16 protein-coding genes and 1 pseudogene are annotated in these 12,335 nt (G+C 44.2%); 11 read left to right on the forward strand and 6 right to left on the reverse strand.

From position 1 onward, the window contains the following. The first annotated feature begins 139 nt into the window (after positions 1–139). The 4 genes from J2Z66_RS35945 to J2Z66_RS35960 all read left to right on the forward strand — a co-directional run bounded on the left by J2Z66_RS35945 (position 140) and on the right by J2Z66_RS35960 (position 3,053). On the forward strand, positions 140–649 hold the full coding sequence (locus tag J2Z66_RS35945) for a DUF4303 domain-containing protein (protein ID WP_209977700.1): 510 nt from the start codon (positions 140–142) through the stop codon (positions 647–649). A gap of 295 nt (positions 650–944) precedes the next feature. Continuing rightward, positions 945–1,421: a hypothetical protein gene (locus J2Z66_RS35950; protein ID WP_209977701.1), complete on the forward strand. Its 477-nt coding sequence runs from the start codon at positions 945–947 to the stop codon at positions 1,419–1,421. A 242-nt stretch (positions 1,422–1,663) separates the two neighbouring features. Further along, on the forward strand, positions 1,664–2,212 hold the full coding sequence (locus tag J2Z66_RS35955) for a hypothetical protein (protein ID WP_209977703.1): 549 nt from the start codon (positions 1,664–1,666) through the stop codon (positions 2,210–2,212). 121 nt (positions 2,213–2,333) lie between these two features. Further along, positions 2,334–3,053: a suppressor of fused domain protein gene (locus J2Z66_RS35960; protein WP_209977705.1), complete on the forward strand. Its 720-nt coding sequence runs from the start codon at positions 2,334–2,336 to the stop codon at positions 3,051–3,053. A 281-nt stretch (positions 3,054–3,334) separates the two neighbouring features. Here the strand turns inward: J2Z66_RS35960 and J2Z66_RS35965 are convergent, their stop codons facing one another. From J2Z66_RS35965 to J2Z66_RS35985, 5 genes are all read right to left on the reverse strand, one after another. Continuing rightward, the gene (locus tag J2Z66_RS35965; RefSeq protein ID WP_209977707.1) at positions 3,335–4,372 is read right to left on the reverse strand and encodes an alpha/beta fold hydrolase; all 1,038 of its coding nucleotides are present in this window, start codon (positions 4,370–4,372) and stop codon (positions 3,335–3,337) included. After that, the gene (locus tag J2Z66_RS35970) at positions 4,356–4,574 is read right to left on the reverse strand and encodes a hypothetical protein (RefSeq protein ID WP_209977709.1); all 219 of its coding nucleotides are present in this window, start codon (positions 4,572–4,574) and stop codon (positions 4,356–4,358) included. The genes J2Z66_RS35965 and J2Z66_RS35970 overlap by 17 nt, the downstream gene beginning before the upstream one ends. A 240-nt stretch (positions 4,575–4,814) precedes the next feature. Then, positions 4,815–6,167, reverse strand: a complete 1,353-nt coding sequence (locus tag J2Z66_RS35975) for a sensor histidine kinase (protein WP_209977743.1) — start codon at positions 6,165–6,167, stop codon at positions 4,815–4,817. Beyond that, entirely contained in the window at positions 6,163–6,843 is a 681-nt protein-coding gene (locus J2Z66_RS35980) for a response regulator transcription factor (RefSeq protein WP_209977712.1), read from the reverse strand. The genes J2Z66_RS35975 and J2Z66_RS35980 overlap by 5 nt, the downstream gene beginning before the upstream one ends. 34 nt (positions 6,844–6,877) lie before the next feature. Further along, on the reverse strand, positions 6,878–7,135 hold the full coding sequence (locus J2Z66_RS35985; RefSeq protein ID WP_209977714.1) for a hypothetical protein: 258 nt from the start codon (positions 7,133–7,135) through the stop codon (positions 6,878–6,880). A 395-nt stretch (positions 7,136–7,530) separates the two neighbouring features. Between J2Z66_RS35985 and J2Z66_RS35990 the strand changes: the two genes are divergently transcribed. The 7 genes from J2Z66_RS35990 to J2Z66_RS36020 all read left to right on the forward strand — a co-directional run bounded on the left by J2Z66_RS35990 (position 7,531) and on the right by J2Z66_RS36020 (position 11,858). Then, positions 7,531–8,088: a peptide ABC transporter substrate-binding protein gene (locus J2Z66_RS35990; RefSeq protein ID WP_209977716.1), complete on the forward strand. Its 558-nt coding sequence runs from the start codon at positions 7,531–7,533 to the stop codon at positions 8,086–8,088. Between the two features lie 93 nt (positions 8,089–8,181). Then, positions 8,182–8,679, forward strand: coding sequence for an SMI1/KNR4 family protein (locus J2Z66_RS35995; protein ID WP_209977718.1), 498 nt, complete (start codon positions 8,182–8,184; stop codon positions 8,677–8,679). 205 nt (positions 8,680–8,884) lie between these two features. Continuing rightward, positions 8,885–9,622: a hypothetical protein gene (locus tag J2Z66_RS36000; protein ID WP_209977719.1), complete on the forward strand. Its 738-nt coding sequence runs from the start codon at positions 8,885–8,887 to the stop codon at positions 9,620–9,622. A gap of 148 nt (positions 9,623–9,770) precedes the next feature. Beyond that, a complete protein-coding gene (locus J2Z66_RS36005; RefSeq protein WP_209977721.1) occupies positions 9,771–9,983 on the forward strand; it encodes a site-specific integrase in 213 nt (70 codons plus the stop codon). 259 nt (positions 9,984–10,242) lie between these two features. Continuing rightward, positions 10,243–10,803, forward strand: a complete 561-nt coding sequence (locus J2Z66_RS36010) for a suppressor of fused domain protein (RefSeq protein WP_209977723.1) — start codon at positions 10,243–10,245, stop codon at positions 10,801–10,803. A gap of 91 nt (positions 10,804–10,894) precedes the next feature. Then, entirely contained in the window at positions 10,895–11,050 is a 156-nt protein-coding gene (locus tag J2Z66_RS36015) for a T6SS immunity protein Tdi1 domain-containing protein (protein ID WP_312894946.1), read from the forward strand. A gap of 94 nt (positions 11,051–11,144) precedes the next feature. Then, positions 11,145–11,858, forward strand: coding sequence for a PoNi-like cognate immunity protein (locus tag J2Z66_RS36020; RefSeq protein ID WP_209977725.1), 714 nt, complete (start codon positions 11,145–11,147; stop codon positions 11,856–11,858). Between the two features lie 182 nt (positions 11,859–12,040). Here the strand turns inward: J2Z66_RS36020 and J2Z66_RS44230 are convergent. Beyond that, positions 12,041–12,211: pseudogene (locus J2Z66_RS44230) on the reverse strand (DUF6892 domain-containing protein); the annotation flags it as partial. Positions 12,212–12,335 lie beyond the last annotated feature (124 nt).

A 12,335-nucleotide genomic window follows, 5' to 3' on the forward strand; every position in this document is an offset into this window, starting at 1 on the left:
TTTAACAGGGAATTGACAAACCGAACCATGCATCTACTATTTGGCTCCATAATTCCTTATGGTCATCATCTTGATAAAGGAGGCTTTTAGTAGAGGTCCTTCAGAAAGCAGGCAGAGACATATTCTTATGAGGTGAAAAATGCTAGAAAATATAGATCTTGTGAAATTAATAAGAGACGCAGCTCAAAACTCCTTTTCCGAATTACGAAAATCTAACCCAACCGATGAATTTTGCGCCTTCGGACTCTATTCAGATGAAGGAGCAATGACTGTTTGCCCTTCTGCAAACACAAAAGAATATCTGAAGGAGAAATGCGAAAAAGATCCGGACGATCCGTTATACTATAAATGGAGTTCCGCCGAGTGGAAGTATGAATTCTCTGGTCATGAGTGGTTTAATGACGTTCAGCAAGTCATCGAGCAGTTTCATAAATCAACCCTTACAGATGAACAGTTCATCAATTTTCAGGGATACCTATATGATTCATGCGTGCTCGCTCTGGAGCAGTTGAGATTAGATGGATTTTTTCAAGAATGTATAGTTGTTTTTTCCGTAACAGATTATTTAGATGATGAAAAAGAGATCTCTTGGATCTATCGTCTAAATGATGCCAAAGAGGCATCCGAATTCGAAAAATGGGTTAACTAAATCATCTGGTCAGTGATTTCTCAACTTATCCATCAATCTGAGGATGATGAAAATACTCGTATAAACCCCTTCCTAATGAGCCGCTTCCCTGTTTACGAGTGGGAGTATGTCTCCAAGGAATTCAAGAATAATTTATTCATTTGTGGAGAAGAAATTCCATCACCGTATCAGATTGTTTGGTTGAAGATGGACTGCCCTCACGATGATCCATAAAAGGCTTTTTACATCCTGGCAAAAGAATTTTTCTATCACCTAACTCATTAAAAACTAAAAAAGCTGGAAGGAAGAGGCAGTAATGGACCCTCTGGATTACATTGAATATTTGGGACACAGCAGCGTTTACCCTCCTTTGGTCGATCAGCTTTCGAGGGACAAGATAACTTGGCGGCCGACTGTGCGGAGGAATCTTGATACGACCTATTTTGCGAGTGGAGAGGGTGTCGTTCTCCATTTCGATATTGGCGCTGAAAACAACGGTATCACCAAGAAAAGCGAGGGTGATTATATATTTGATGAATTAACAATGACGATCATGGAAGAAGATAAGAAACATGGAAAATATATCGGTCCGCTTCCCTATGGATTGTTACAAAGTGATTCAAGAGCCCTGATCGAAGCCAAGCTGGGCACACCCACGAGGAGAGCCGAGGAGTTGGATAACTACTATTTGGATGGCCTCGTGTGGACGGCTGCCTTTGAAGGGGGAAGGTTTCAATTTCTGAAGTTGGCTGTTCCAACAAACGGCAAGCGAAAATATGGCCTCTGCCCATAATGCATTGCCGCAAGCGACCCAAAAGGTTGAACGTTCTTCCCAAGCTGATTTGCGATTAATGGATATTAGTCGGTATACATAAAATGATTGTGTGATTTCTCGAAGATGGATAATCTCCGGCAGCTGGAGTTGAAGCCATCGAGTCGGGCGACGGTTATTTTCAGAAAAAAAGTTCGCTCAATGTACACAACGATTTCATCACGTTGTGTACATTGAGCGAAGCGAAAGGAATGGATATAAGCATGAAAGAACCATCTGAACAGCTCATTGAAATGCTTGGCCATCCATACAGTCCCAAGAATGTTCAAGCTTTGCTGCAATCATTCGGCGTCAAGCGAATGCCACCCCCGAACAGCTATTTCAACGACGATATTATCTGGTCTGTGAAATCATCGATACGCATCGATATTTATATCCCACCAAAAATAAATGATCTGACTGGACTCAAATATACAAATCAAGATGAATGGATCATTGGCGCCATACATTTTCTTGCGCCCGGGTCGGATGACAGAATTAAAGCTCCGTTTCCCGGATACCTTCCCATGGGAATCACGATGAGCTCAACACCGGATGAGTCGATCAAGGCATATGGTCAACCCGAACTGGACGAAGAATGTGAATGGCCTGGATTCTCCGGCCGAATATTGGCATGGCGCAAGCCGGGCATAAATATCGCAATTGAATATGCGGACAGTGAGATGGATACTGTGATGAGAAGCTACACGGCCTGTTTAATTGGCTGCATAGGCGCATGGCGAGACGATAATCCGGAGGTCTTTGCTCCCTGATTGCAGGTCGACACCACCGCTATCAAACAAGAATATTGGGGAGATGGGATTTATCCCTTGTATATAGACATTATGGTATGATGAAATAGATGAAAATTGAGGAAGCAAAGGAGAGGCGAACATGTCGAAATCGACGGAATATTCGGAGTCGGGGAGCCCGATCTATCGCTATAGGGATAGACAGCATGAATGGCGGTCTCCGGAGTACGGGGAAGAAGAATGGATCGAGAAAATCGAAGACCACATGCGCCAGCATATCGGGGAAATCGATTCTGTTTTCCACGAAATCCTATCGGATGTCGTTCATATTGACGTAAACGTCATAAAACCGACTCCCGAACGCAATTATTATACTTTATTCACAACGGGCATGAGCTTTATGCCCATGAATACGCCAGAAGGAGCGGAGGGCTACGAATACGCGGAATTGATGATCTGCTTGCCGCCGGATTGGCGGATCTCGCAAGAAGATTTACAAAATCCGGATCACTATTGGCCTATTCGATGGCTGAAAATGTTGGCCCGATTTCCCCATGACTACGACACTTGGCTAGGCTGGGAGCATACGATGCCTAATGGAGATCCGGCCGAACCGCTATCGCAGCAAACGGGAATGAGCGGAATCATTTTGCTGCCTCCCCTTGAAGTGAATGAAGATTTTCTTTCTCTAGACATGGAGGATGGGCGGACCGTACACTTCTATGCCATCGTCCCTCTCTATTCAGAAGAAATGGACCTCAAGTTGAAGCACGGCAGCGACCCGCTGCTGGATAAGTTCGAAGAATACGGCATTAACGAGATTCTTGATTTGAATCGGCGCAATACGTGCAAAGCTGGCTAGAAGTTTTGGAAGCAAAACGACGGGATCAAGTTCTTGTCACCGTCCGACAGATATCGGACGACAAGAACACAGCCCGATTCAAATCCGCATAACTTGCGGGTTTTTGTTTTCATTCGGACAAGTTCTTATCGCGGACGAACGACAAGAACTTGACCCTTTTGACGAAGTAAAGTGGGCGCGGCTAAACGGGCAGAATAACTAAATCGATCAATATTGTATTAAGCACGGAAATCGCTTTGAGTTCCATTCATGTGAAGGGTAGGAACTTCTGGGACATTCTACTAGGGATTTGCATCGGCGCGTCTTGCCTTTCCAACGATGTCCTTGATAGCAGTAATGACCGCGTCCGGGCGCTCCAACTGCATAACGTGGCTGGAGTCTGCGAGGACTTGGTGCGTGCTGTTGGAGGACCAACTGGCTTCCTCGGCCTGCATGCTTGCCCAAGCTGCTTCTGCGCGATTGAACTGTTCGCGCGTAAGGCCACCTGCGGTCTGTTCGGCTTCGCTGAAAGCGCTCCAAGGCTTTCCTCTGGAGAGCACGGCGAGGGGCAGGTTGCCGAGGGTGCGAAATGTGCCGGCCTCGCGTAGTGAATCTTCGAATACGGCTGCCTCCGCGAAGGCGGCTGCGAGTGATGTCGTTTGATAGGCCGTGATTGCTTTAGCCGTCTGGGACGGCAACTCTGGGACTTCAGCATCGGGAAGCACGAGCCTCGGCAGACCGGTCCACGTAATTGCGGCGAGGGCGCGAAACGCGATTGGAATTGGATTGCTCTCCGGCTCGCCGGTGGCCTGAGCGAGGCGCGCGGTCTGCTCAGGATGCGAGGCGTCGACCAGAACCATCCCAGCGACCTCTTTTTCGTAGTACTTGGTGTACGTCATGACGTACGGGCCACCCATGGACGCACCGACCAAAATATAAGGTGCTTGTTCATTTGCAGCACGCAAGGCCTTGTGAAGGTCTTCGGCAATGGCGAGACTGTTTCGCCGACCCTTGGCCGGATCGCTCCACATAATGCCAGCCCGGTCATAGGAGCAAACCCGCGTAAACTGAGCGACCTGTTCCTGCACGGGTTGCCATAGCGCAGACCCGCTTGTGTCGGCACCTGCCTCGAGCACGACGAGCGGCGTGCCGTTACCCTCACAATTCAGATGAATCTCGCGACCACCTATGTCCACAAGCTTTCCAGGCGCCGGGAAATCCTTAGCAACCCGGCTGCGAGCCACCTGTTCATAAATGCCGCCGATCGAGACTAGAGCGATTACAAGGATAAAGATGGTGATGGCCACGCGTTTTACCCAAATCCTAAAAGATAGAAGCATAATCTTCCTCCCACTGTAAAAGTAATGTTTTCTCCTGCTTTCTCGCGAGCTCTCCGAATTGCAACAACTCGCTTGCGTTAAACAGCCTTTTGTCATCTGCTGAGTCGAACCAGTCCAAGTACGTCGATTGTGTTGTAGTCTTGATGCCGAGTGGTGCGCCTGAAAAGCTGCATTCTTCGCGACCATCGGCAAGCAACTCCACCGCCCTTTTCATCCCTACACCGCGCAGGCCGATCCAACCGAAATGCGTAGAGACTATGGTTGAGGTGGAGGAGCTGTTAGCTAATTCATTTAAGCCCTCTCCTTTTCATTCATCTAGGAACACTATACGCGTTTAATTTGAATTGAAAATGAACGGAGAGTTACAAAAAAAAAACACAATCGGAGGCCGGCGAGCCTCCAATTGTGTTTAAATCAGGTGATATGTGCTGCTATGCGGATGTTACAGGCCCTTCCTGAGCGGCAGCTTCACCGTGAAAATCGAACCTCCGCCCGGCTCTCCGTCCACCCGGATTTCCCCTTCATGTATATCCACGATCTGCTTGACGATGGACAGTCCCAGTCCGCTTCCGCTGACGGCGCGGTCACGGGCCTTGTCCGCTTTGTGGAACGCCTTGAAAATATCCGTCCGCTGATCCTCCGGTATCCCGATGCCGTTGTCCGTTATGCGGACGACCGCCGAGCGACCGTGGGCATAGGCGCGAATGCGGATTCTTCCGCGGACAGGAGTGAATTTAATGCCGTTGCCCAGCAAATTCGTCCATACCTGGCTGAGTTGATCCTCGTCCGCATGGACGGTTACTGGCTCCAGGTCCAACTCGACGGAGATCTCTTTACCCGACCATTGCGGATCGAGAGCGATGACGACGTTGCGGAGCTGTTCGTCAAGCCGGAAAGCCGCCGATTGGACGGGATGACGATCGTGCTGCAAGGAAGACAGCCGCAGCAGGTTTTGGCTGATCCTGGACATCCTCTCACTTTCTTCCTCGATAATTGTCAGGTAATACATCCGGCTTTCCTCGCTCATGCGTTTCTGCTTCAACGCCTTGGCGAAACCGGAGATGGACGTCAGCGGTGACTGGATCTCATGCGATACGTTCGCCACGAATTCCCGCCTCATCCGGTCCAGCTTGGCAAGTTCCTGTGCCATCTCGTTAAAGCTCGCGTTAAGCTGTCCAATCTCATCCTTGCGGTTCGTCCGGAGCTGCACGTCAAAATTGCCTTGAGCCATTCGCCCGGCCGCATCTCTCAACTGCAGAAGCGGCTTCACAACGAATCGCGCGGCGGCCAGAATGAGGGAACTTCCGATCAGAAAGACGGTCAACAGCTCCGTGTTGACTTCTTTGTTCGATTGCTTCCACAATTCGTTGCTCTTCAGCATGACGAATAAGGCATAGGACTTGCCGTCAACCGGGAATGGGAGGCCGACCATCGGATACCGGCCTTCGTTCCCAATGTCTCTGGCCACGCCATCAGCCAGCACGTGACGAATCCGTTCCGCATCGGGAACGACAGGCTCCGACCTGTCTTCCAGCAACGGCTTGCCTGAGGCGTCGAACAGTTGAATCGCATAAATCGATATGCTGGAAACGTTGTTCATGAAAGGAATCAATTCCGTTCCGGCGGACGAACGGTAGGTCTGAATAATTTGCTTGCCGTTCGACAACAAGCTGTTCTCCAGCGTTTGCTCAAACGGTTTCTGGAACAGCAGCGTAGACGCGATGGAAGCAATGATGAGGCTGACAACGATGACACCGATGAAGAGGAGGACGATGCGGGTATAGAGCGATTTAATCCCAGTACACCTCCAGGCGGTAACCGAGACCGCGCAGCGTTACAATGCGGAAATCAGACTCGTGTTCGGCGAAGCGATCCCGAAGCCGCTTGATATGAACGTCCACGGTCCGCTCGTCTCCTTCATAATCCATTCCCCAAATTTCCCCGATCAGATGATCCCGGGTGAACAACTGCCCCGGATAACTCCCGAACTTGTAGAGCAGTTCGAATTCTTTCATCGGCAGGGTGACCTCCAGACCGTCCTTGTTCACCACCTGGTAGCTTTTGCGGTCCAACTGCAGATCGCCAAGCCGGACCGTTTGGGAACAGGCGATCCGGTAACGTTTCAACAGCGCCTTGACCCGCAGCGTAAGCTCTATCGGGTCGAACGGCTTCGCGAGATAATCGTCGGTACCCAGCTTGAGGCCTTTGATCCGGTCCGCTGGCTCGCCTTTTGCGGTAATCATGAGAATCGGCGTGTCCCCAAGCTCGCGGAGCTTGGTGCACAAATCCCAACCGTCCATTCCCGGCATCATGATATCCAGGACGACCAGATCCGGCGAATGATTCTCGGCGTATTCCAGTGCTTCAGCGCCGTTTCCTTTCTGCACTACTTCGATCCCTTCATCTTCGAGGTAGAGCCGTACCAGTTCGCGAATGTGTGCGTCATCGTCCACAACCAGCACTTTGGGCATCCGCCTTCCCCCTTTCTGCCTATGCCGCTACATTTTACGACATTTGTTTGAACTCAATATGAACAACAACCTCCGGCACGACGGCAATCTCCACTGGCTTCGCGCCCGCAATGTTGCTAACATAGACTAGTAGAACGTCCCAGAAGTTCCTACCCTGCACATGAATGAAACTCAAAGTGATTTCCGTGCTTCCGGTTAAACGCGCTGCAGCGTCCGGTGTACACTCGACCGACTCATTGTCGGTCCTGGAATATGCCCCAGGACCGCCTTCGTCAGAATTTCCAGGTTCCACAAGGCATGCATAGAAAATCCGTATGACGCAGGTTTGTCAAAGGCCATCGCAATTACCTCGCAGCGTTGCGTGACGGGTTTGCGTTCATGCAGCACTTCCCATACCAGCGTTGCTCTGAATTTCAGGCGGTACTCAATGACTTGCCCCTGCTTGGCGTGATGCAACTATTTCCGTTCTTTTCGTGTCAGTTTCATTGCCTCACTCTGGTGATTGGTTGCTACTTCCATTATACCATGGAAGTAAAACGTTAAGCTAAAGGGTAACGATAGCTCAACATTAAACAACAGGCTGCCGCGGCAGCCTGTTGTTAAGCTAACGGGCAGGATAACGCAACATTAATAGTTCGCATTCGTCTGTTAGTTATGAATAAAATTTCACATCAGGGGGCTTATAAGATGAGAATCAAGATGACACTCATCGTAATTGTACTGACATTGCTCACGGCTTGTGCTAAAACCGTTGATGAAGAGGATCTTGTAATACGTGTGAATACTGAAACCGCCAAAAAAAACTATGCGGAAATGGCGGTAGTGACTAATGAATCCGAACTGAAGAAGGACATGGGAGAAATTTATCGACTCGCATTAGACGCTTTCATGCCACTTGGGGATGGGCTTACAAATAACATGAAATATATCGCCATCGATATGAGTAGCTTAAAGGATCTACCTGAAGAAGATAGAGAAAAAGTTTTACAGTATTTCAGTAAATACGACGTGGACGTGATGGACAATACCTTAGATCAATTGGAGAAAGAGGGGCGATTGAAAGGTGCACGCTCTCTTGAAGGCATCTTACTAAGAGTGAAGGACACCGAAATCATAAAAAAGAAAATCATCATTGAAGGTTCCTTATACAAATCCGCAAAAGGTGCGATAGGAACCTCAGTCGTTGTAGAATACCTGAACGGCAAATGGCAAGTTACTAAAGCATCCGTCACCTGGATTAGTTAATTTTCATGAAGCAGTTGATCAAACAGACACATAACGTCGCTGAATTAACGAAAAACGATAGTGGAATTAAGGATATGAGAGGAACGATGTATCATGCAGGACATAGAGGCATTATTAAAACAAATAAAGCGTTTACCTAATTGTAGAGTTAGTCCACCAATTGGGCTGCCACGAGTTGCTGAGCATAAGCTTCCTCCCGATGTCAGACGTTTTTATGAGCTTTGCGGAGGAGTGCTTCTTTTTGGAAGCAAAGATTATGTTTGCCAAATAGTTCCACCAGAAAACTTTATTTCATCAAATCCTGTCATTATTGGAGAACCCGTAGACGAAGATATATCTTCACACTGGTACATTGTTGCCCATGATGGAAATGGCGACTACATTTCTATAGATTTACACCAAGAGAGGTTAGGTAAATGTTACGATAGCTTTTGGGATAGACATGGCGTTGCGGGAGATTGTCCAGTAATAGCAAAATCATTTACTGAACTATTGGAACGTTCGATTCAAAATAACGGTGAAAGATGGTACTGGCTGAAAGAGGATTTTGAATCAATAGGTGATGCTTACGATGATATTGTTGATAATTAAGTATTGCGCTAACGGGACACGTTAGTTGAACGATATAAGGAGCAGTTTGCCGCGGCAGTTGCTCCTTGTTTTTATTACGCTAACGGGCAGGATAGCGTAAAGGTAAAGTATTCGATTTCAATGTTCAAATTTCGATCCTGAGGATGATTATTTTTGCTATCATGGAATTACACAAAATAACTATAGAAGGAGGTAATAAGCGAAAATGGATAAAATAAAAATAATTACTCGTTTACAGAGCATTGAAATGTATGCACATGAATTTATAAATTTTTGTAAAGAAATTGTTGTTAACATAAAGGATGAACTTCTTCAGGACGTAACGGTATCAACGTGGGATGACATTGTGAATGCAGTTTATCATTTCCAAAATAATCTATCCGATTTTAATGTTGAAAACCTTGAAAAAATAATAATTGCAAATAAAGGAGAAGATGTTTTTGAAAATGAAAATAAAAATGATAAAGAACTGAGAAAGAACTCTAAAAGCTGGGCCGGCTTTAGCTCTTTACTTTACATTAAAAAAAATAAAGAAAGTGAAGAAAGCGAAATATCAATAAGCATTACACAAGGGGCTTATGAAGCCAATAAAACAGCATTTATCAATGTTGAATTTTCAGATAGCTTTCTGAAGTTGATATCAAAAGAGTTTTTGATAAAAATAATTAAATGTATAGAAATGACAGGCAGCCTAAACTATGCTGTTGTTATTTCCAATGATTTTAGACGTAAGGTTAAAACTAATGGTCAAAATATATGGGTAGGCTACTTAACTTACTTTAAAAATCAAAAGATTAATAATATGCTTCCCGGCATTGTTAATATTATTGAACTCAATGATGGTTTTATTATAGATTTAAATGAGAAGTTAGAAATTTCAGCCGAAAGTATTGATAAAGCAATTGAGGTAAGAAATATATTCGATGTTGGCTTTCTACATTAAGGGTACAATAGTTTATTGAAAGGGACGCCAAGCGGTGCTCCTTTGGCATGTAATTAGACAGTCTTCAGTAAGGGAAGACCCGCCATTAAAGACTAAATCCATCTGTTTCTAGTTGAAACTAGAGCTAGACAGACGGGAGGGTATTTTTATGAAATTGAATGAATTATGGGTTTTCTATGATGCTGACAAGCGTATTCAGGGATTCAGTACGCACACTTTGAATGCGTATGCGCTGCAGCTCAAGATGTGGATCGGTGGTATCGGTGATCTTGAAATTGAAGAGATCACATTAGATTTGGTTAAAGGCTACTTGTCCAAGCAATCGGATCGGCTAAAACCGAGCAGCTTAGGGTATAGATAAAGTTATCTCGAATGAAAATGAAATAGGAGAAATAATATTTTCTTTCAACAAAATTGAACCCAAAAGAGAAAAAGGTTATTCAGATATAAGAGAAGGACTTGCCGTTACTTGTGCTGGATGGCCTAAAAATGCAACTGTTGAGAAGTTTTTGGATGAATGCTTGAATTCAGAATATAGTCCATTAATAAAATTAGCTAAGAACTCCGTCAGTGGTAAAGTATGCAAATATAGACTACTAAGCAGTTTCACAGGAGGCCAAATGAAACCAACAGAGAGACAGAAAGAATTATACAAGAAATTATCTCCAATAATCGGAATTGAGCCCAAAGTAATAAGGTACGGTGATGATACTGGAGAGAACTCAATTTTTATTATGCAGTGTCCTGATCCACTTGATGAAAACGTTATGTTCTATTCAACAATTGGTTTGTCAGATTATACTGTTGGTGATAAGAAATATGAGTTAATGTTTACTGGATACGCTTCTGAAGACAAAATTGGTAATATTTTAAGTACAAGTGCATTCTTTTGCATCAAGGATAACTGGAAGGTCAGTGAAGGAGCAGTTTTTGAAACTCTCGTAGAAATGTACTATAGGGACTCAGAAATGAAACATATATATTTCACAACACCTTATCTATGGGAAGAGAAATTGGAAGATTTTCAAGTGGAAAATGAAAGTATTTTCTTTTTACTCGTTATCCCTATTTCTGAAGCAGAGTTGAGGTTTCTGAGAGAGAACGGTACTGAAGTGCTGGAGGAACTGTTTGAAGAAAATGAGATCGACATATTTGATATTGATCGTAAATCAATATTGTAATCTTGGAATCTGGACTTAAGTATTTTTTTGAAGATTTATCTGATTCTGAATATTTAAACTTGGATCTTCTTGGTATGAATTTCTTTCCAGCATAAAGGATAAATTGGGAGCTATTGATTTTGATGAATCTTTTGGATATGTTCCTCTTTTAGGATTAGGGGGTGCTGAAAAAGTTGAAAACCTGCAAAAGGTTAAATTAAAAGAACATACTTCGATTGTAGCCCAAGCTTTAGATAAGATCGAATAAATAGGTGGATGAATGATAAATTTAGTCCATTATTAAATGTACTTCTTAGCTGGTAAGTATATACTACAATAATCGGAATCGAGGTAAATATATAATGGATACACGCGACAAATTAAATTCGAGGGAAAATTTTCAGGAAATTATCGAACGGCAAAGAGAATATATTCAGGAAGAGCTTGAGGATCTAGGTGGATACACTCCAGATGAGACCGAAAAAATCTATGACACTTACCAAACTTTGATGAAATACTCACTAGATAATTTGATAGCAGCTTATTCAATGGGAGAGTCCATTGAAGCTATTAAAAAAGAGTATTTAATAGCTATAGATTATTTTCAACATGCTTGGTCGCAATCAAACGGCTATGTTCAGATGGTTTGGATGTTATCTATTGGAACGATGCTAAATGTAGAACAGGAACAGTTTCTAAAACTTGTTGAATGTGTGAAAAACGATAATCCCAATGATTTTCTTATCAACTTTTTGATAAGTAGTAGAATCGAAAATTGGCCGAGTCATGAAAATTTTAAATTCCCCAAACCATATAAGGGTATAATGGATGTGGTTACTTTATCCAAGAATGATAAAGAAAAAGCTTCAGAAAGATTATTAGGGTATCTTCAAAAGGAATGGTATAAGGGGCATTCGGATACAGGATGGTATGACGCACATAAAAGTAAATGGAATATCCATACTGGGTATTGGAGCTTTGAAAGTGGGGCATTAGTAAAGATTTTAGGACTAAATGATTCTATTTTAAAAGATCAACTTTATTATCCATATGATATGGTTCGTTGGAAAGATTAGATTGTTATGGTAGCAGGGAAGACGTGACTTGTTCACCGACGAAAGTAGTAAGGGTCGAAGATGCACTGACTGCTGCGAGGTATAAAGTTGCAAATAAAGCAATTTGGGATACGTAGTATCCCATCAACTCCCGCAACGGATTTTGATCCGTTGCATCCGATTTTCTGCCAAAAGCTTGGCCCTTAGCCAATACCGATTTTCAAATTTCTGAAAAATTTTAACATTTCTTCGATTGGACCTGAACCGCTATACCATTCAAACTTGTCAACATATTTCCCTTTTAGAATTTCTAACTCCGACTCAAAAGATGGAGATTGATTTAATAACGAATCAATCACAACCAACTTAAAGTTGAAGTCCTCAAATAAGCCTGTTGCGCCTTTAAATTTATTTAGTCAGTTATTTAACTCATTCTTGGAGGTATCTGATGGAGCACCATGTACCTAATTTTCAGTATTTGATTCAAAGTACTTGACT

Source organism: Paenibacillus eucommiae (genome assembly GCF_017874215.1).
Classification (GTDB): domain Bacteria; phylum Bacillota; class Bacilli; order Paenibacillales; family NBRC-103111; genus Paenibacillus_AI; species Paenibacillus_AI eucommiae.